This is a genomic window from Bacillus alveayuensis (assembly GCA_030812955.1).
GTDB classification, from domain to species: domain Bacteria; phylum Bacillota; class Bacilli; order Bacillales; family Aeribacillaceae; genus Bacillus_CB; species Bacillus_CB alveayuensis.
Genome location: JAUSTR010000008.1, coordinates 1 through 18,734, shown reverse-complemented (window position 1 = coordinate 18,734; position 18,734 = coordinate 1). Strand labels below are relative to the sequence as shown.

21 protein-coding genes and 1 pseudogene are annotated in these 18,734 nt (G+C 35.7%); 11 read left to right on the top strand and 11 right to left on the bottom strand.

Translation table 11 applies throughout. The features are described 5' to 3' along the window. Positions 1 to 14 precede the first annotated feature (14 nt). Positions 15 to 452, top strand: a complete 438-nt coding sequence (locus J2S06_RS09950; RefSeq protein WP_419152180.1) for an RrF2 family transcriptional regulator — start codon at positions 15 to 17, stop codon at positions 450 to 452. A 417-nt stretch (positions 453 to 869) separates the two neighbouring features. Next, on the top strand, positions 870 to 1,115 hold the full coding sequence (locus J2S06_RS09945; RefSeq protein ID WP_044893140.1) for a YhdB family protein: 246 nt from the start codon (positions 870 to 872) through the stop codon (positions 1,113 to 1,115). A 157-nt stretch (positions 1,116 to 1,272) separates the two neighbouring features. Here the strand turns inward: J2S06_RS09945 and chrA are convergent, their stop codons facing one another. The 8 genes from chrA to J2S06_RS09905 all read right to left on the bottom strand — a co-directional run bounded on the left by chrA (position 1,273) and on the right by J2S06_RS09905 (position 10,761). After that, positions 1,273 to 2,445: a chromate efflux transporter gene (gene chrA, locus J2S06_RS09940; RefSeq protein ID WP_419152179.1), complete on the bottom strand. Its 1,173-nt coding sequence runs from the start codon at positions 2,443 to 2,445 to the stop codon at positions 1,273 to 1,275. Between the two features lie 35 nt (positions 2,446 to 2,480). Then, entirely contained in the window at positions 2,481 to 2,789 is a 309-nt protein-coding gene (locus J2S06_RS09935; protein ID WP_419152178.1) for a PadR family transcriptional regulator, read from the bottom strand. 106 nt (positions 2,790 to 2,895) lie between these two features. Beyond that, a complete protein-coding gene (locus J2S06_RS09930) occupies positions 2,896 to 4,647 on the bottom strand; it encodes a phospho-sugar mutase (RefSeq protein WP_419152177.1) in 1,752 nt (583 codons plus the stop codon). A gap of 194 nt (positions 4,648 to 4,841) precedes the next feature. Beyond that, complete coding sequence (locus J2S06_RS09925) at positions 4,842 to 6,533, bottom strand: glycerol-3-phosphate dehydrogenase/oxidase (RefSeq protein ID WP_419152176.1); 1,692 nt, start codon at positions 6,531 to 6,533, stop codon at positions 4,842 to 4,844. Positions 6,534 to 6,957: 424 nt separating this feature from the next. Then, positions 6,958 to 8,448: a glycerol kinase GlpK gene (gene glpK, locus J2S06_RS09920; protein WP_419152175.1), complete on the bottom strand. Its 1,491-nt coding sequence runs from the start codon at positions 8,446 to 8,448 to the stop codon at positions 6,958 to 6,960. Between the two features lie 51 nt (positions 8,449 to 8,499). Further along, positions 8,500 to 9,324, bottom strand: a complete 825-nt coding sequence (locus tag J2S06_RS09915) for an MIP/aquaporin family protein (RefSeq protein WP_419152174.1) — start codon at positions 9,322 to 9,324, stop codon at positions 8,500 to 8,502. Between the two features lie 180 nt (positions 9,325 to 9,504). After that, positions 9,505 to 10,053 carry a glycerol-3-phosphate responsive antiterminator gene (locus J2S06_RS09910; protein WP_419152173.1) on the bottom strand — a complete coding sequence of 183 codons (549 nt, stop codon included), beginning with the start codon at positions 10,051 to 10,053 and terminating at the stop codon, positions 9,505 to 9,507. Between the two features lie 279 nt (positions 10,054 to 10,332). Next, positions 10,333 to 10,761 carry a CBS domain-containing protein gene (locus J2S06_RS09905; RefSeq protein WP_044894243.1) on the bottom strand — a complete coding sequence of 143 codons (429 nt, stop codon included), beginning with the start codon at positions 10,759 to 10,761 and terminating at the stop codon, positions 10,333 to 10,335. A gap of 172 nt (positions 10,762 to 10,933) precedes the next feature. Here J2S06_RS09905 and J2S06_RS09900 point away from each other — a divergent pair, with 172 nt between their 5' ends. Both J2S06_RS09900 and J2S06_RS09895 read left to right on the top strand, forming a co-directional pair. Beyond that, positions 10,934 to 11,350: a disulfide formation protein C gene (locus J2S06_RS09900; protein ID WP_419152224.1), complete on the top strand. Its 417-nt coding sequence runs from the start codon at positions 10,934 to 10,936 to the stop codon at positions 11,348 to 11,350. A 9-nt stretch (positions 11,351 to 11,359) separates the two neighbouring features. Beyond that, a complete protein-coding gene (locus J2S06_RS09895; RefSeq protein ID WP_419152172.1) occupies positions 11,360 to 11,839 on the top strand; it encodes a thioredoxin family protein in 480 nt (159 codons plus the stop codon). A gap of 98 nt (positions 11,840 to 11,937) precedes the next feature. Here J2S06_RS09895 and J2S06_RS09890 read toward each other — a convergent pair whose 3' ends face one another. Further along, positions 11,938 to 12,342 (bottom strand): DUF5365 family protein, encoded by a 405-nt coding sequence (locus J2S06_RS09890; protein ID WP_419152171.1) that lies wholly within the window; start codon positions 12,340 to 12,342, stop codon positions 11,938 to 11,940. Between the two features lie 137 nt (positions 12,343 to 12,479). On the opposite strand from J2S06_RS09890, the gene J2S06_RS09885 reads away from it, so the two are divergent. Then, on the top strand, positions 12,480 to 13,388 hold the full coding sequence (locus J2S06_RS09885) for an RluA family pseudouridine synthase (protein WP_152642979.1): 909 nt from the start codon (positions 12,480 to 12,482) through the stop codon (positions 13,386 to 13,388). Positions 13,389 to 13,491: 103 nt separating this feature from the next. Here the strand turns inward: J2S06_RS09885 and J2S06_RS09880 are convergent, their stop codons facing one another. Next, entirely contained in the window at positions 13,492 to 14,043 is a 552-nt protein-coding gene (locus J2S06_RS09880; RefSeq protein WP_419152170.1) for a class D sortase, read from the bottom strand. A 280-nt stretch (positions 14,044 to 14,323) separates the two neighbouring features. On the opposite strand from J2S06_RS09880, the gene J2S06_RS09875 reads away from it, so the two are divergent. From J2S06_RS09875 to J2S06_RS09865, 3 genes are all read left to right on the top strand, one after another. Beyond that, a complete protein-coding gene (locus tag J2S06_RS09875; protein WP_419152169.1) occupies positions 14,324 to 14,554 on the top strand; it encodes a hypothetical protein in 231 nt (76 codons plus the stop codon). Between the two features lie 268 nt (positions 14,555 to 14,822). After that, positions 14,823 to 15,065 carry a hypothetical protein gene (locus J2S06_RS09870; protein WP_044894250.1) on the top strand — a complete coding sequence of 81 codons (243 nt, stop codon included), beginning with the start codon at positions 14,823 to 14,825 and terminating at the stop codon, positions 15,063 to 15,065. Positions 15,066 to 15,521: 456 nt separating this feature from the next. Beyond that, complete coding sequence (locus J2S06_RS09865; RefSeq protein ID WP_419152168.1) at positions 15,522 to 16,265, top strand: hypothetical protein; 744 nt, start codon at positions 15,522 to 15,524, stop codon at positions 16,263 to 16,265. A gap of 169 nt (positions 16,266 to 16,434) precedes the next feature. Here the strand turns inward: J2S06_RS09865 and J2S06_RS09860 are convergent, their stop codons facing one another. Continuing rightward, on the bottom strand, positions 16,435 to 17,007 hold the full coding sequence (locus J2S06_RS09860; protein WP_419152167.1) for a biotin transporter BioY: 573 nt from the start codon (positions 17,005 to 17,007) through the stop codon (positions 16,435 to 16,437). A 105-nt stretch (positions 17,008 to 17,112) separates the two neighbouring features. Between J2S06_RS09860 and J2S06_RS09855 the strand changes: the two are divergent. From J2S06_RS09855 to yidC, 3 genes and pseudogenes are all read left to right on the top strand, one after another. After that, positions 17,113 to 17,286: pseudogene (locus tag J2S06_RS09855) on the top strand (ArsI/CadI family heavy metal resistance metalloenzyme); the annotation flags it as partial. Positions 17,287 to 17,474: 188 nt separating this feature from the next. Next, positions 17,475 to 17,750 carry a hypothetical protein gene (locus tag J2S06_RS09850; protein WP_419152166.1) on the top strand — a complete coding sequence of 92 codons (276 nt, stop codon included), beginning with the start codon at positions 17,475 to 17,477 and terminating at the stop codon, positions 17,748 to 17,750. Positions 17,751 to 17,781: 31 nt separating this feature from the next. After that, entirely contained in the window at positions 17,782 to 18,549 is a 768-nt protein-coding gene (gene yidC / locus J2S06_RS09845; RefSeq protein ID WP_419152165.1) for a membrane protein insertase YidC, read from the top strand. Positions 18,550 to 18,734: the final 185 nt, after the last annotated feature.

Sequence of the window (18,734 nt, the reverse complement as noted above, 5' to 3'; positions counted from 1 at the left end):
AGCGAGGGAGATTCATGCGGCTAACGAATTACACAGACTATTCATTGCGTGTTCTGATTTACATTGCAACAAAAGATCAAAATGAACTTTCGAATATTAAGGAGATTGCCGACATATATGGAATATCAAAAAACCATTTAATGAAGGTCATTTATCAGCTAGGAAAGAATGGGTATATTGAAACAATTCGTGGGAGAAACGGTGGTTTTCGCTTAGCCCGTGCTCCAGAAGAGATTAATATAGGAGAAGTGGTACGAAATACAGAAGAAGATTTTCAGCTCGTTGAATGTTTTGATCCAAAATGTAATCACTGTATTATTTCCCCAGTATGTAATTTACGTCACATTTTGCACGAAGCATTAGATGCTTATCTTAAGGTATTAGACAAATACACGCTAGCTGACATAGTCACCAATAAGCTCGAATTACAAGATGTATTTCATCAAATGTAGGTACCCAATTTGGGTGCCTTACTTATTTTCTCATTTTCGTTAAAAATGTCTTTTCCTTTTTCCTTCTTTACATCTTCCCATGTCTTTAGAAATTTTTCTCTCCTGTAAAACCATTTTCTTTCAACTCCCCTTATCAGCTGGCTATTCACTGTTTTTACAACATTTATGTTCAAAACAGATAGTCATTAGGGTTTTATTTAGATTTTCCATTCACGTACAAATATATGTATTGGAGGCTAATTTCGTTCCTTTTGTTAACATAGATGAAAATAACATAAAAAAGTATTTCTTGGATATGAGAGCTGAGACATGAATCAATCATTTATGGTTGAAAAGAGCCATTCGTCCAACATTTACACTGTTACAAAATCGCTATCTTTCATACACTATAAACAACTCCTTTTGGGAGGAATGTGAATGAACACAGTTGATTATGATAAAGCATTATATTACACCCACCGATCTCAATGGGATAATTTGCTAATATTAATGGTAAGAACGAAAGACGATTTGCTATCAAAAAAAATTGAACATTTTTTACATGCTTACAATTTTGAGCATGATTATCAAGTGATTGAACATAAACTATATGCGTTACTACGTTATATTGACCATGCCTTAGAACAAGCTAATGTTGAAGAGCCAATGATTATTTTAACGTAAATGGGACCTTTTTTGGTCCCAAAGTTTATCATACAAATGCTGTAAATTCAACATGTAAACTGATAAAAGGTAATTTTTCTTGCGCCTTTAGAACGAATTGTTTCTTTCCTATTTCAGTACTATTATATGATATGGACATGTAAAATCATTTACTGTATTAAATACTTATAAAACTAAATATATATCCACCCGCTATACCTAATAGAACAATTAGCCATGCAGGAACATTCCAAAAATACAACAAAGCAAATAAGATAGCTCCTAAGGCAAAGTCAGAAGCATCAAAAATGGAACTTTGGAAAACTGGATCATAAAAGGCAGCTAATAAAATGCCGACCACACTTGCATTTACACCCATAAGTATTCCTTGAAAGGAAGCTCTTTTTCTCAATTCATTTAAAAATGGTAAAGCCGCTATTATAAGTAGAAAAGATGGTAAAAAGATCGCAACTGTTGCAATGACTGCCCCACTAATTCCGGCCATCATCGTTCCGATATAGCTGGAAAATGTAAAAAGTGGACCTGGTACAGCTTGGGCCATTCCATATCCCGCTAAAAACTCATCAGCTGTTAGCCATCCAGTTGGTACCACTTCACGTTCAATCATTGGTAAAACAACATGACCGCCGCCAAACACTAACGAGCCGACTCGGAAAAAGGTATCAAAGATTTGAACAAACGGATTATCTGTAAATTTCGTTAAAATTGGTAAAAGAATTAAAGTGGTCAATAAAATACTTAGGGAAATCATTCCAGCTCTTTTGGAAATATGAACGGAAAAAAGATTAACATTTGAATTTGCTTGATTTTTAAACAAAATATAACCTACAATTCCCGCACCGATAATAATTAATATTTGCATCCAGCTAGAAGGGAAAATGAGCATAATGGTTGCCGCTATTAATGCGATAGCTATTCTCGTCTTATCAGGTGTCAGCTTCTTTCCCATTCCAATTAAAGCGTGCAAGACAACCGCTACTGCGACAACCTTTAAGCTATGGATAAAAGCTGCACCTTCAAGTGAAAATGATTGATAAAGCATGGCAAATAGGACGAGTAGTAAGATAGATGGAACGGTGAAGCCAAACCAAGAAAATAATCCACCTAAAAGCCCACCACGTAACATACCAATAGCAATTCCAACTTGGCTACTGGCAGGACCAGGTAAAAACTGACATAGAGCAATAATATCTGCATACGTTTTTTCATCGAGCCACTTTTTGCGGTCAATATATTCATTCTTAAAGTAAGCCAAGTGGGCAACAGGACCCCCAAAAGATGTAAGTCCTAGCTTCGTAGATGTTGCTAAAATCTCTAATAAGGTGCTCATTCTGTTTCTCCTACCCAATTTTAATCCTTCTCCTCTCATTCCTTAATTTCATTAAAAAGTTCATAAGCTTTTTTTCGCGCTTCATTTAATACATACTTTCCTTTATCGGTAATCCGATAATATTTTCTGATCTTCCCATTTACATTTACTTCTTCTTTTTCTAATAACTGATCCACTTCCATATTGTGCAAAATAGGATATAAAGTTCCAGGGCTTATATTGTAGCTATGTTCTCGTAATTCTTGTAACATCCAGGATCCATAAATCGGTTCTTTATTGGCATGATGTAAAATATGAATTTGAATAAAGCCCAAAAACAACTTACGTAAAATTTTATTCTCCAAATAATCACTCCTTTTAATATCGAAAACAAATATCGGATTTCGATATTAATAATATACTATGTCTTTATATAGGACATCAAGCACTAATAAAAAAGCTGAAAAAGCATTACGCTTTTTCAGCTGTTGTGTTTAATATTTCGTTTACTTTTTCCATGACGGCATTTGTTAGTCGCTCTAACGCTTTTTCGCTATTTTCAAAGGAATCGGATTTAACGGCAAAGTAGAATTTTACTTTTGGCTCTGTACCGGATGGGCGAATGCAGAACCAAGAACCGTCTTCTAGGAAATATTTCAATACATTTGATTTTGGCAGTTCAATTGTTTCCGTTTCATTTGTTTCAACGATGTTTCGCTTGCTCGTGTGATAGTCTTCGATAACAGTTATTTTTTTGCTTGCTATTTCGAGTGGAGGCTGCTTTCGGAAATGTTCTAAAATACCTTGAATTTGCTCAGCTCCGTCTTTTCCTTTTAATGTTAAAGATTTTAAGCCTTCACGATAAAAACCGTATTGATTAAAAATTTCTAATAGACCTTCGTACATCGTCATGCCTTTTTTCTTATAATAGGCACATACTTCAACAGCTAAAATTGCAGCCTGCACCGCATCTTTATCCCGAGCAAAATCTCCAATTAAATATCCGTAGCTTTCTTCATAACCAAATTGGAATTGATATTTACCCGTTTTTTCATATTCTTTAATTTTTTCTCCGATAAATTTAAATCCAGTTAATGTATCGATTGTATCAAGTCCAAATGATTTGGCAATGGCACGGCCAATCTCCGATGTAACGATCGTTTTTAAAACAACACCATTTTCAGGCAAGATGCCTTTTGCTTTCTTTTCCGTAAGAATGTAGTGAAGTAAAATCGCACCTGTTTGGTTTCCAGTTAATACGACATACTCACCTTTATCATTTTTCACCGCTACACCAAGACGGTCAGCATCTGGATCTGTCCCGATTAAAATATCAGCTCCAATTCGATTTCCTTCTTTAATAGCTAATTCAAAAGCGGCATGCTCCTCAGGATTTGGAGATTTGACAGTAGAAAAGTTTGGATCTGGAAGCTCTTGTTCACTTACAACTGTTACGTTCTGATACCCAAGTGCCGCCAATCCACGCCGTACCGGCTTGTTAGCAGTTCCATGTAATGGAGTAAAAACAACCTTTACGTCTACCTCTTTGGCTAAGCTCGGATTAAGGGAAATCGTTGTTAATTTTTCTGTATAAGCGTTATCAATTTCTTTACCAACGATTTTAATGAGTCCTTTATCTTTTAACGTCTCCTCATCTTCTACACGTACATCAAGTTCATTTTTTACTTCATTAACTTTGGCAATGACTTCATCTGCTGCTTTTGGCGGAAGCTGTCCACCGTCCTCACCATATACTTTATATCCATTATATTCAGGCGGATTATGACTTGCGGTAATGACAATACCCGAAAACGCTTTTAAATGACGGACAGCAAAAGAAAGCACAGGGGTTGGACGCAGCTCATCAAACACGTATGTTTGAATGCCGTTTGTCGCTAATGTTTTCGCTGCTTCCATCGCAAATTCAGGAGATTTATGACGAGAATCATACGCAATCACAACACCGCGTTTTTTCGCCTCATCACCAAAAGATTTTATGTATTGAGCTAATCCTTGAGATGCTTTTCGGATTGTATAAATGTTCATCCGATTTGTACCTGGTCCAATTTCACCACGCATACCGCCAGTTCCAAATTCTAAGTTTTTATAAAAGGAATCCTCTAGCTCCTTAGGATGACTTGCGATTTCGTCTAGCTGTTGTTTTAGTTCCGAATCTAAGTTTGCGGCATTTTTCCATCGTTCATAATTTTGTTTCCAATTCATGAAATAAATTAAACCTCCTAAGTTGTGTTTGCTCCATTATTATCATTCTAGAGCAAACAACTTCTTCCTTCTTAAGAAAAACGACAATACAATAAATATTGTAGCATAACTTGTTGAAAAAAAGCGCTGCACTTGTATTTAAATAGTAATCATGTTAAAAAACTTCCAATTAATTGGAAGTTTTTTGTAGTTCATTAGGATGAATGATTTTTTGCATGATCGACGCTTTTATCTGAAGGTACAACCGCATCGTGTATTTGTTGTTCTAGCTCGCTTTCATAGTAAAGCTTTTGTTCTTCACACCAGCCTAGACGATCGGCCATATATTGGCAAACCGCTTTTTTCCAAGTTTTTGTCCAGTTAATATGAAAGAAGAGGGAGGAAGTTCTTCTTACAAAGAAGTCTACTGGTGAAACCGCCATTTCTGAGACTACACTATATTCCACTTGAGCTAAAACAGAAGCGGGAACATTTCGTTTAGCAGCTTCATCTTTTAAAGATTGAACGAGTTTAAATAATTCAGAGACGTTTGAACCATATCGTTTCACTAGCAATTGTGCCTCTTCTTCTGTTAAGCCAATTTTCATCCCCTCTTTTATTTTTTCTTCCATAAAGTGCGGCAAGTTTTCTGAACCGCCAACATGTCCTCCAGATATAGGAAGATGCTTCGTTTTGCAGTCTGAAAATTCTCTTCCCTCTTCCTCCTTTAATTGTTTAGCAACAAGATCAACAACGACTTCTGCCATTTTACGGTAGCCAGTTAATTTACCTCCTGCAATCGTAATGAGTCCAGACTCCGATGTCCAAATTTCATCTTTGCGGGAAATTTCTGAAGGGTCTTTTCCTTCTTCATATATTAACGGACGAACTCCTGCCCAGCTTGATTCGACGTCATCTTCTGTAATTTTTAAGTCCGGGAACATAAAATGAATTGCTTTCAATAAATATTCACGGTCTTCAAAGGTCATTTTCGGATTGGCCGTATCCCCTGTGTAAAATGTATCTGTCGTGCCGACATAAGTTTTTCCATCACGTGGAATCGCAAATACCATACGACCATCTGGTGTATCAAAGTAAATAGCTTGCTTTAGCGGAAATGTTGATTGGTCAAAAACTAAATGGATTCCTTTTGTTAATTGCAGCTGTTTCCCTTTTTTTGAATGATCTTTTTCACGAAGTGTATCAACCCATGGACCAGTGGCATTAATGATTTTCTTTGCGTAAATATCGTATAATTTCTTCGTGATCGTATCTTCAACTTTTACTCCGACAACTTTTTCATTTTCATAAATAAAGTCTGTCACTTTCGCATAGTTCACAGCATCCGCCCCAAATGTAACAGCCTCTTTCATCACTTCAATCGTAAGGCGAGCATCGTCAGTTCGATACTCAACATAATAGCCGCCGCCTTTTAAGCCTTCTTTTTTCAATAACGGTTCTTTTTGCAACGTTTCTTCTGCATTTAACATTTTACGACGTTCACTTCGCTTCACAGCTGCTAAATAGTCATATACAAGAAGACCAATGGATGTAGAAAATTTGCCAAAAGTACCTCCTTTATGGATTGGAAGAAGCATCCACTCAGGTGTTGTTACATGTGGTCCATTTTCGTAAACAATCGCACGCTCTCGTCCGACTTCGGCAACGAGCTTTACTTCTAACTGCTTCAAATAACGAAGACCACCGTGAACAAGTTTCGTCGAACGACTTGAAGTGCCTGCTGCAAAATCTTGCATCTCACATAGCGCTACTTTCATGCCTCGTGTAGCGGCATCTAAAGCAATACCTGCTCCAGTTATTCCGCCACCTATCACAAAAACGTCATACGTTTCTTTTGTCATATTGTTTAACATTTGTTCACGATTTAAGCTTGAGAAATTCATCATTTATCGCCTCCAATCATGTATTTAAGAACGCCAAGCAAACAATAAGAGACCACAACATACTAAAGCAAGCCTAATTCTTGCTTCAGTGCTGCGGTCTCTCCATGCCTCCAACCGAATATTAACTTACATTCATTTTAACATATTTTGTTCATTTAGCAACCTTTACTACTGTCTTCTTGTTACTCAATTTGTTCAGTCTTCCGATATTTATGTTAGGCTCTTTTCTAAAAGATTGTTGCTTTCCTATAGCTTTTCAATTGTCATAGACAAGAGATACGCTTGCTACGTCACTTACAAGCGTGACGTGAACCGAACAAAAGTCGATGGTCGAACAACTGTGATTTGTCCGACCATGTGCTTTGTTCGAAAAGCAGCAAAGTTTACGACAACAGCTTTATGTTAAAACACCGTGTACGAAAAAGTTTTACTTAAATGCCATCGTCGCATGAACAGCTTTTTTCCACCCATTGTACAGCTCTTCCCGTTTTTCTTCTGTCATCATTGGCACGAATCGTCTATCTAAATTCCATTGCTTCTTAATTTCCGCCCGATTTTTCCAATAGCCGACAGCAAGCCCAGCAAGATATGCCGCACCTAGGGCCGTTGTCTCATTAATGACAGGCCGCTCAACAGGAACCCCTAAAATATTGCTTTGGAATTCCATTAAGAAATTATTTTTCACAGCTCCTCCATCTACACGCAATGTTTTTAACAAAATACTAGAGTCTTTTTCCATTGCACCAAGAACATCTTTTGTTTGATAGGCTAGAGATTCTAACGTTGCACGAATGAAATGCTCCTTTGTAGTACCGCGTGTTAAACCGAACACCGCTCCTCTTACTTCACTATCCCAATACGGCGTTCCAAGACCAACGAAGGCAGGGACAACGTAAACCCCCTCTGTTGATTTGACTTTTACTGCATATGCTTCACTGTCTTTGGCATCCTTGAACATTCTCAAGCCATCGCGAAGCCATTGAATTGCAGAACCTGCAACGAAAATACTTCCTTCAAGTGCATATTCTACTTTTCCATCAATTCCCCAAGCAATGGTTGTCAGAAGCCCGTGGTTGGATTTGATTGCTTTTTGGCCAGTGTTCATAAGCATAAAACAGCCTGTACCGTATGTATTTTTTGCCATACCTTCTTCAAAGCATGCTTGACCGAATAATGCTGCTTGTTGATCACCTGCTGCTCCTGCAATCGGTACTTCCTGGCCAAAGAAATGATAATCAACTGTGTTCGCATAAATTTCCGATGAAGGTCTCACCTCTGGGAGCATTGCTTTCGGCACACCTAAAATCTCAAGCAGTTCGTCGTCCCATTTAAGTTCATGAATATTGAACATTAATGTACGAGAAGCGTTAGAATAGTCTGTTACATGAGCTTTTCCACCAGATAGCTTCCAAATTAACCACGTATCAATCGTTCCGAATAGAAGCTTTCCTTGCTCTGCTTTTTCTCTAGCTCCTTCTACATGGTCTAAAATCCATTTTACTTTCGTTCCAGAAAAATAAGCATCAATTAATAAACCAGTTTTTTCGCGAAATAAAGAATCGTACCCTTTTTCTTTTAAATCTTCACAAATATCAGCTGTTTGCCGCGATTGCCATACGATGGCATTGTAAATCGGTTTTCCCGTTTCTTTATCCCAAACAACGGTCGTTTCCCGTTGATTCGTAATGCCGATCCCTGTTATTTGTTCAGGGCTTACTTCTGCTTCGGATAAACATGATGCAATAACCGCTAAAATTGAACCCCATATTTCATTTGCATCATGCTCAACCCAGCCTGGCTGAGGAAAATACTGTGTAAACTCTTTCTGAGCAATGTGAACAATCTCTCCGTTTTGATTAAAAAGAATCGCTCTTGAGCTTGTTGTTCCTTGGTCTAGTGATAAAATGTACGTTTCCATTTTCATTCCCCCATTATTTTAATATTTGAAATTTTTCCAAAACCCTTTTATTTAATATACGGCTTTTTTGGTATGAGAAATCGAAGCTTCTTTTTTGTTAATGAAATAAATTACTAGTAAAATAACAGCTAGGACAAAACTTCCAATCCAAAATTGATGGCCTTCTTTTCCTTCAAAGATATATTGATAAAATAATCCACCGAATGTGCCGCCAGCTAAAGGCCCTATTACAGGGATCCATGCATATTTCCAATTGGAACTTCCTTTTTCTGGGATCGGTAAAATAAAGTGAGCAATTCTTGGCCCTAAATCTCTTGCTGGATTAATTGCGTATCCAGTTGTTCCTCCTAATGACAAACCGATACTAACAATTAAAAAGCCGACAATGAGCGGATTTAGACCTTCGGTAAATTTATTCGCTCCAATTGCTAATATACCTAGTACTAATATAAAGGTACCAAACAATTCACTAAAAAAGTTGGCAAATGTATTTTGAATTGCCGGACCTGTTGAAAAAACTCCTAATTTTACACTAGGCTCCTCTGTTTCCTTCCAATGCGGCAAGTAATGAAAGTAAATGAGGACAGCTCCTAAAAAAGCTCCTATCATTTGTGCCACGATATACGATGGTACCAAACTCCATGGGAAATCACCGACAATCGCTAAACTAATTGTTACAGCTGGATTTAAATGAGCCCCGCTTATCCCACCTACAGCATATACTGCCATTGCAACAGCTAATCCCCATCCAAATGTAATCACGATCCAACCAGAATTTTGTGCGAATGATTTTTTCAAATTAACACCTGCACAAACCCCTGCTCCTAACACAATTAATATCATCGTACCTATTAGTTCCCCCATAAATGCAGTCACGAGCTTCCCTCCAATTAACAAGATTTTTAATAGAGAAAGGCTAGATAAAGAAAAAATCCACAACAAAAATCCCTCCAAAGTCGGAGAGAGCTGTTGTGGATCTCCTTTTCTCCATCACAACTATTAACTTTGTTAAAAGAATAACAAACGATGAAAACGTTGTCAATACTTTTAGTAAGACTATATTAACCAGAGATTCTCATCAGATGTTGTCACAGCATTCGCCCCGGCATTTAAGGCAAGCTGAACATCTTCCTTTGTTTGAATAAATCCTCCTGCTAAAATGGGAATGCCAGTTTTATTTTTGATTTCTTGAATAAGACGTGGAACAATGCCAGGTAAAACTTCAATGTAATCAGGCTCATATTTTTTTATTAGCTCTAAGCTTTTTTCTAAAGCCCCTGAATCTATTAAAAAAAGCCGCTGAATTGCAAACACTTTTTTTTGCTTAGCTTTCGCGATTACAGATGATCTCGTTGAAATGAGGCCAGCTGGCTTGATTTCCTGACATAAAAATTCAGCTGCATATTCATCATGCTTAAGGCCTTGAATTAAGTCAACATGTATGAGGAGCTTTTTATGATGATGTTTCCCTTCTTTTACTATATGTTTTACTTGCCCTAAATGACTATCAAGCAATACACCGTATTCAAAATCACTTTGCAAGAATCGATCAAATTGCTTCATATTTCGAATGGCAGGGACAATCGATTGCCCATAAAAGCTCAAAGCATATCACTCCTTAAAAATAAACAAAACCGTAATTTTTTTGACTGATTGAAAGAAGTTACACTAAGGGTAAGGAACAATAAATGAAACTAGCAGTTTCACCAGCCTTTTCTCCTGTTCCTATTATAAATGGATGGAAAAGATTTTCAACTGTATATTTGGGGAGGAATGATCGTTTTTTAGGTCATGGAGCTTCGCAGCCCGTGCAGCCCGTAACATTTAACAGCTTGGCGTATATTAAAAACCGGCCTAGTTTTAAGGCCGGTTTTGTTTTCATCATTAAAAGGTTTGTTCATCTTTTTTAGAAATGTTTGTTAAAGCTTCTCCAGCAGATTCATCAGACATCGTATTCGTCGCTAAATCTCCTAATGCAACCATACCGACTACTTGATTGTTCTCAACTACTGGTAAACGGCGAATTTGATTTTCAGACATTAATTGCGCCGCTTCTTGAAGGCTCATATCCGGATTACCAAATATAAGGTTTGTTGACATCACTTGTGAAACAGGAGTATTTTCTTCCATTCCTTTAGCCGTTGTGCGCAAGGTAATGTCACGGTCTGTAATAATTCCTTTTAGTTGACCATTGTCAACGACAGGTATTGCTCCGACATTATGCTGACTCATTAACTGAGCCGCTTCTTGAACCGATTGATTGGATGAAACTGAAATGACGTTTTGACTCATGATATCTTTTAAAGTATTCATAATCAATCACTCCTTTCGTTGATAGTTTGAACTAGCAGTGATGAATTATGATTAGGAATAATTTCCACAAATTCAGCAATTGTTAAGGAATTTTCAGTTTTTACTCTTTAAAATCGAAATAAGTGTGTACTATAATGTGCTTGTACAAAAAATAAATGAGGTATAAGTGATGATGGATAAACGAAAAGAAAATTTATTGTTGATAGGTTGGGGAGCATCATTTATTTCAACACTTGGAAGCCTTTATTTTTCCGAAGTGCTAAAATTTATTCCTTGTGATCTTTGCTGGTTTCAAAGAATTTTTATGTATCCGCTTGTGATCATACTTGGTCTCGCCATAATTAGGAAAGATATCCAAATAGCTTTGTATTCCTTGACCTTATCTACCATTGGTGGATTGATTTCTATATACCACTATTCAATCCAAAAAATTCCTTTTCTAAGTGAGAATGCACCGGCTTGTGGACGTGTCCCATGTACAGGAGAGTATATCAATTGGTTTGGATTTATTACCATTCCTTTTTTAGCATTGATTGGATTTTCGATTGTGTTTACGACTAGCTTTCTTATTATACGTCGAAAAGGATAGGTGATTCATTTGAAAAAGATTATCATATTTGGAAGTATTATTGTAATACTGTTCGGATTATTAGCATTTGTTACAAGTTATCAAAATAAGCAAAAAATCGCTGAGGTTGGAGATAATCCATATAACAAAAATGATTTAGACCCAGCTACCATTGAGCTATTAGATGACCCAAATTATCAAAACATTATTCTTCCTAAAGAACTTGACGAAAAGTTGAAAAATGAAGAAGATATGATCGTGTATTTCTATAGTTCTACTTGTGTTTATTGTAAAGAGGCAACTCCAATTTTAATGCCAATTGCTGAAAAAATGAATATCCATATTGACCAATTTAATTTACTAGAATTTCCAGATGGCTGGGATCATTATAATATTGAAGCAACTCCAACTTTAGTCCATTTTGTTAATGGAAAAGAAGTGGAACGTGTTGAAGGTTTACAGGAAGAGGAAGCGTATAAAGAAATATTAACAAAATGGACTTCTAAATAAATCTTTTCATGAGATAAAAAAGCCGTTTTCCTTTGAAAAGGAAGCGGCTTTACATTTTTTTACGAATTGAATTAGGTAAAAAGTGAAACAGGCACCGATTATATTATCCATTTATTAGCAGGCTTTAAATAACGGCTAAACATATTTTCTTTTGTAGAAGAGGCAAGAAATTTCTCAAACGTAAGAGGAAGCTTAAAACCGTACCGCTTAAGAGTATCCATATTTCTTTCATACATGTCTTTATATTTCTCAATATGTTTCTCTGATTTATGGACATTTTCAAACAATGCAATTAATGCTTGTAAGCTTGACATAACTTGAAATGCTTCTTTTAACGTTCCATGATAATTGGGGGCTTCATGAAGTTTAAAAGAAAATTCGGTTTCAAGCTCCTCCATCATTTTGTCTGAAAAATAAATAGGGAAAATTTCATGATACATCTGCTGAATGAGTTCTTCGATATGCTTCTCTTGCTCCTCCGTACTTGCATGCACAATTTTCACTAATAATCCCCCTTTTATCTTTCTTTACCTACTAAGGATAACATAGCATTATTCATCATTTTAGAGGTAAGTGTTTCCGTTCTTTTTAGACATTGGATATAAAAATTATATATACTAGGAACAGATATAGAAAGGTGATAAATGTGAAACGTAAAGGTGAATGGTTTGAGTGGATGATTCCAAAAGAATGGGAAGGGATTCCATTACAAGAACTGATCAAAACGAAAATAAAAGCTCCTAAAGGACTCGTTCATCAATGGAGGCAACATAACGGTGTCAAAGTAAATAGGAAAAAACCATATTGGGTTTTGCCGTTATATACAAACGACCGGCTCTCTATCCATTTGTTTCCAAAGGAAGATTACGGTGTTATACCCGTTTATCGAAAAGTGGATGTACTTTATGAAGACGATCATATAATTATTCTCAACAAACCTGCCGGAGTAAACACACATCCGAACAAAGAAAATGAAACAAATACTTTAGCTAATGCTCTAGCTTTTTATTATCAAGTGAATGGAATTAGCACTAAAACAAGACATGTTCATCGGCTAGACCAAGACACAACTGGAGCAGTTGTATTTGCTAAGCACAGTCTTGCACATGCGATATTGGATCAGGAATTAAAAGAACGCTCATTAAAACGCACATATGTTGCTATTGTTCACGGAAAATTAACTCGAAAATCTGGCGTTATCAAAGCAGCTATTGGAAAGGACCGGCATCATCCGAACAAAAGAAGAGTATCCAAAAATGGAAAATATGCTGTCACCCACTATGAGGTTTTAAAATATTCCCCAAAATTAAATGTGTCAGCTGTTCGTTTAACATTAGATACAGGTCGTACGCATCAAATTCGAGTTCATTTATCATATATTGGCCATCCAATCATCGGAGACAAGTTGTATGGTGGACAGCCTTTGCTTATAAGCCGCCAAGCTCTACATGCCAATCGTGTAACATTAAAACACCCGATAACCAATCAAATCATTGATGTGACAGCTCCCTTTCCAAAAGATATGAAAAAGGTTTTGGATAAAATATAAGCTTATATCCTAATCGGTTGAGAAGACCGCTGAAAGCTTTCTAGCGGTCTACAAACGATTAATTGACAATCTCTAAGCCCTTCCCCATTGCTGTAAAACCTTATTACGCATTTCTTTTCGCATAAATAATATATCTCTCAGGCGCGTTCCCAACATAGGAAAAAGGATAACACGTTGTAACAATTAGCTCCTCATATTCATTCTGTAATGTAATAATACTCGTATCATCTGCATCAACAATCTTTGTATCCATCATTTTATAGGAAAAAGTGCCATATGGGAGTTCAATGATGAGCTCATCTCCGATCTTTAATTCTCCAATTTTCCGAAATACAGTGTCACGGTGCCCTGACAAAACAATTTGTCCATTCTCATCTGGATAAAAACTCCCTTTGTAATGTCCTACTCCTTTTTCTAAATCATCTGGGTCCGTCCCTTCGATAATGGGTAATTCCGCTTGTAAACGAGGTATTTTTAAAATCCCAACAGCTTCACCCTCATTCGGCATAAATTCATGGGAATTTTTTTCTTCCACAAACTCCTTTGCTTCTTCCATTGATTTGTTTGTCAAATAATGGGTATGTATAATTTTACTAACACCAAATACCATAATGACAATCCCCGTAACAATCATGGTCCAAGACAACCATTTCATCTTTTAAAACCACTCTTTCATTAAATATCTCCCACTCGTATTATACCATTTTTGTATATAAGTGGATGAATTATCAATTCTTTTGAAGCAAATGTTCAAAATGATTTTTTCATTAAAGGCTCTTTTCGAAAAGATTGTTGCTTTACTATAGCTTTTCGGCTGTCCAAACAAATGATTTTCCTTGACACAAAATTTCCTACCATGTTCAAAGCATGGAATGGATTTAGCCGCATATCTTCTCATTTTTATTGCCATCTTATAAACAGAAGGAGTTGATATAATGGCTGAAAAAGATATGCATCATCAAGAAAGATCCTTTCATCCTGATGGACGGTACGAAGGGATTATTGATGATTCCGCAATTAAACAAAAAACCGAAATGGGAGTCAAAATTGATTTGAAACATAAAAGATTTAAAAAGAAAAATCCGTATCATCTATCCAATCACCAACGAAAAGAAATGGAGCGATTTGAACAACTAATGGAAGGACATAAGAAAAATTTGACGTAATAGCTGCAAAAATACATGCAGCTTTTTTCTTTATCATAAAGTCTTATAAAAAGTATGTTAAGCTTATGTTTATTTCTCTCTAACAGCTTACAATATCTCCTTCGTTTCATTCGCTAGGAACAGTACAAATAATCCACAAGTATTTTTGAAAGCCATTTCATTTTTCTTAATATTAAAAAGCAAAAAATATTTTCAGAAGGGGTTGAAACCCCGAATTAAATTGTTAAAATATCGATAGCCACATTCTTTTGAAAAGGATGGGAGATCCGTGTTAGCTAAAAAGAAATCATGTCGCTATGTTATAAATGCGACGGGTAAAAATGGAGAAACCTATTTAACAACCTGCAACAATAAACAAGAAGTAAGGCAATGGATTAAAGCGCATAACTCCAAGCTAAATCATAAAGAATTAAAAATCATTGATAAACATAAAAAGTTCTTTTGGATCAAAAGCATTCTTTTATTTATTACGGCAGCTTTGATTATTGTCGAACTATTTATTTTGATGTAATCACCTATATTGGTTTTAACATAAATGAAACAATTCACTCGTAAAACATCCAATCGAGACAATGGATTGAATGTTTATTTTCATCAATGTTTTTTCTATAAGTATGCCCCATCTATCGTTTCCTTCTATTATCCGAAGTTGCTTATATTTCCTCTCTTATTTATAGATTTACTATAGCTTTTCGACTGTCATAGGCAAGTCGATGGTCGGACAACTTAGATTTGTCCGGCCACGTACTTTGTTCGTTTCATAGACAGTCGGAAAGCAACATAGTTGATGAAAACATCATAAAGTCATCTCATTTTTTAAGTCACCCCTTATGAATGGAAATATTTTTAAATAAATAGTAAAATTTATCTATTTTTTCTTTAAACCATCAAATATATTGTTTTTTTATAGAATCTTATAAGTAGAAGGAGGTTCAATTTCAAACAACAAAAAAAGGAGAGGATTTTTATGAGAAAAAAAATGCTGTATTCGTTTATTTTCACTGGTGCTTTGACTCTTTCTGCCATTATGAGCGGAGAAGTTGAAGCCAAGGAACAAAAAGAAAAAGAGTGGACAAACTCGAATGTTGCTCAGGAACAGGTAAAGGAACATCATGAGAAAAAAGAAATGAATGAAAAGAAAAACCTATCCTATCAAAATAAAATCAACTCACAAGCACAAGAGCATACTAGTGATACAGCAAAGGCGCATGCTTCAAAAAATTCTGCTGTTTTAGCTGTAATGCCTAACGATGACGAGAAAAAGAACGAAGAAATGACAGATAACAATAAAGAAGAACAAGAAAATGTAGTTGAAAATGAAGAAGTAAAAGAAAATGAAGTTGATAATGAAGAAGTAAAAGAAAATGAAGACGTAATAAAGGAAGATCATGAAAATGCTGAAGATATGAATGAAGAAGCAATTGAAAATAAGGATGATGCAAATGAAGAAATGGATGCAGGAGATGCCGAATCATCCGTTAATGTTGATAGTGAAGAAACAAAAGAGGAAATCAATACGACAGAGAGTACCAAGATCGATCAAGAAAATGAACAAACGGAAACAGTTAATTTAGAGGATAAGCCAGAACTAGATGAAGGAAAAGAAGTACATTTAACTGGGGAACAAATCAGTGTATTTGGAACATTATTGCAATCCTTGCAAGCTTTAACTGAAAAGCTCACTTCTACTTGGTCAAGCCTTTTTCAATAGGCTCTTTTCGGTATGAATGCTGCGATAAAAACATAAAAGAGCGTTTCTGTCATTCGATTCATCAAGCAACAAAGTATACGAAATAACCTTTCAAAAAATAGGGGATGTCTTACTCCCCTATTTTTTCGTTATATTATTGCAAAAAAATGGATGCCAATCAAGACAAACATTATGACAGCATTTGTTTAAACGATGTATTTTTTTTCTCAATAAGAGGATGCGTTTTATGAATTTGTAAAGCGATCGTTCCTGATAAAACCGCTTTAATAACATCCCCAGGAATATAAGTTAACGCTGAAATAGCTGATTGAACCCATGTTAAATCACTGACTATTGATAAATAAGTAATACCGCTTGCATATACGACAATAACTCCACCTATTAAGTTGAACATCACCATTTTCCATAATGATAAATGATTCCAGTTTTTTTCAACAAAATAACCAATAATAAAAGCAGCGATTGGCCAGCTAAGGACATATCCTCCTGTTGGACCGAATAATACGCCTAATCCACCACGGCCACCTGATAAAATCGGAGCTCCAACAGCAACAAGCAAAACGAAAACGAGTAAACTTAATCCACCCCGTTTCGCACCAAGCACTGCTCCCGCTAACATGACACCAAACGTTTGCGCCGTAATCGGTACCGGTGTAAAAGGAAGAGGAACTGGTGGAATTAAACCAAGAACAGCAACAACTGCTGCAAATAACGAAACATACATCATATTGCGAATATTCATGTTGATATCCACCCCATTTTTTTCTTCGTTACTATTACTATATATAAAAGACTTATTATTGTAAACAATTATCCAATTACTGTTAACATATAAATTTAGAATAACAATGTTCGAGAAAAAGTAAGTGGAAATCAGGTGAATCACTTTGGATTTCAAGTCGAAAGCAAAGAAGAAATAGTTGTTCACAAGGAAAGGCTAGAAAAAGAAGGATTAATTGCTCGTGAAGAGATGAATATTACTTGTTGTTATACTGTGCAAGATAAATTTTGGGTAACTGAACAGAAGAATATATTATTCCTCATGTATTTGATAAGCGTGTCGTTCCCGCTGTTGCTCAAGCTGTAGCCAAAGTGGCAAACAAAAAAAGAAAAATTTTTTTTAAAAACAATCAATGTAAAAATGAAACTTTATACAAATTCCTTCGTAGTATAGTTAGATATGCTAGCTATATTTGAGGTGAACAGTTGTTGAATATCGAACAAACGATAGAAGCATTTTCATTTGCTCAATATCTACACATTTATTTTTTCATTGTACTATTCTTATTTCAGTCTCTTTGGCAATCGACAAATACTTATTTTTCTCAAACATCAAACCTTCAAATTACCTTAACTGAGAATTTAATCAACCCAATAATCAGTGAAAACTCACCTAGAATTTTTCTATTTCTTCATTATTTAGTTCAAATGGTGAAAAGGAAAGAAGGAACGGATGATGAAGATGACTATGTTTTCCTCCTCTAATAAAACGATAAACGAATTGAGGAGGAAAACAATGAAATCCATTAAAGGAATTGTCATTTTCTTTTTCTTTACTATTTTATCAGGCTTTACCGTAGAAGGAACCGCAAGTAATGGGGGATTTTTCAAAACGTTTTTCGTCCAACCATTTTCATTAGCAATAGAAGGAATCGCTTCATTATTTAATGATAACTACGGAATCGCTATTATTATCATCACCATCTTGATTCGACTTATTTTATTGCCGATCATGTTGAAGCAGCAAATACAACAGAAAGTCATGAAAGAGAAAATGGATGCCTTAAAACCAAAAATGGACGAATTACAAAAAAAGATGAAAAAAGCAAAAGACTCACAGGAACAACAAAAAGTACAAATGGAGATGATGCAGTTTTATAGGGAACAGGGAATTAATCCTTTATCGGTTGGATGCTTGCCACTTTTAATTCAAATGCCTATTTTAATGGGTTTATATTATGCCATTTCACATTCAAAAGAAATTGCTCAACATTCTTTTTTATGGTTTGACTTGGGCTCACCAGACATCGCTCTGGCACTCATTTCCTCTGGAATTTACTTTTTACAAATGCAGTTGTCTTTACGAAATGTTCCAAAAGAGCAGCAAGGGACGATGAGGATGATGGGACTTCTCTCCCCTGTCATGATCGGGTTATTTTCATTAAACGCTCCAGCTGCCTTACCTTTATATTGGACGGTTGGTGGAATGTTTCTTATAACGCAAACAATGTTTACACAACATTTTTTTCATGTAAAAAAACAAAAAGAACGGATTGAACAATAAATTTAAAACACCTTGTACAATAAATGTGAGATCAACATTTTGTAAACGCTTGTCAACAGTCTGAGGGGCTGTCCAAAAAGTCAGTATAACTGACTTTTTGGAGCCCCTTTTTTGAAATTTTTTAATTAAAAGGCACAAAAAAATCGCCCTTTTTAGTAAAATGAAGTTACCACACCACATTTTAG

Excerpts from the sequence above, each read along its gene's own strand:
- J2S06_RS09950 (WP_419152180.1), top strand. The coding sequence starts at position 15 with ATGCGGCTAACGAATTACACAGACTATTCATTGCGTGTTCTGATTTAC.
- J2S06_RS09945 (WP_044893140.1), top strand. The coding sequence starts at position 870 with ATGAACACAGTTGATTATGATAAAGCATTATATTACACCCACCGATCT.
- chrA (WP_419152179.1), bottom strand. The coding sequence starts at position 2,445 with ATGAGCACCTTATTAGAGATTTTAGCAACATCTACGAAGCTAGGACTT.
- J2S06_RS09930 (WP_419152177.1), bottom strand. The coding sequence starts at position 4,647 with ATGAATTGGAAACAAAATTATGAACGATGGAAAAATGCCGCAAACTTA.
- J2S06_RS09925 (WP_419152176.1), bottom strand. The coding sequence starts at position 6,533 with ATGATGAATTTCTCAAGCTTAAATCGTGAACAAATGTTAAACAATATG.
- glpK (WP_419152175.1), bottom strand. The coding sequence starts at position 8,448 with ATGGAAACGTACATTTTATCACTAGACCAAGGAACAACAAGCTCAAGA.
- J2S06_RS09905 (WP_044894243.1), bottom strand. The coding sequence starts at position 10,761 with ATGAATACTTTAAAAGATATCATGAGTCAAAACGTCATTTCAGTTTCA.
- J2S06_RS09900 (WP_419152224.1), top strand. The coding sequence starts at position 10,934 with ATGGATAAACGAAAAGAAAATTTATTGTTGATAGGTTGGGGAGCATCA.
- J2S06_RS09880 (WP_419152170.1), bottom strand. The coding sequence starts at position 14,043 with ATGAAATGGTTGTCTTGGACCATGATTGTTACGGGGATTGTCATTATG.
- J2S06_RS09875 (WP_419152169.1), top strand. The coding sequence starts at position 14,324 with ATGGCTGAAAAAGATATGCATCATCAAGAAAGATCCTTTCATCCTGAT.
- J2S06_RS09865 (WP_419152168.1), top strand. The coding sequence starts at position 15,522 with ATGAGAAAAAAAATGCTGTATTCGTTTATTTTCACTGGTGCTTTGACT.
- J2S06_RS09860 (WP_419152167.1), bottom strand. The coding sequence starts at position 17,007 with ATGAATATTCGCAATATGATGTATGTTTCGTTATTTGCAGCAGTTGTT.
- yidC (WP_419152165.1), top strand. The coding sequence starts at position 17,782 with ATGAAATCCATTAAAGGAATTGTCATTTTCTTTTTCTTTACTATTTTA.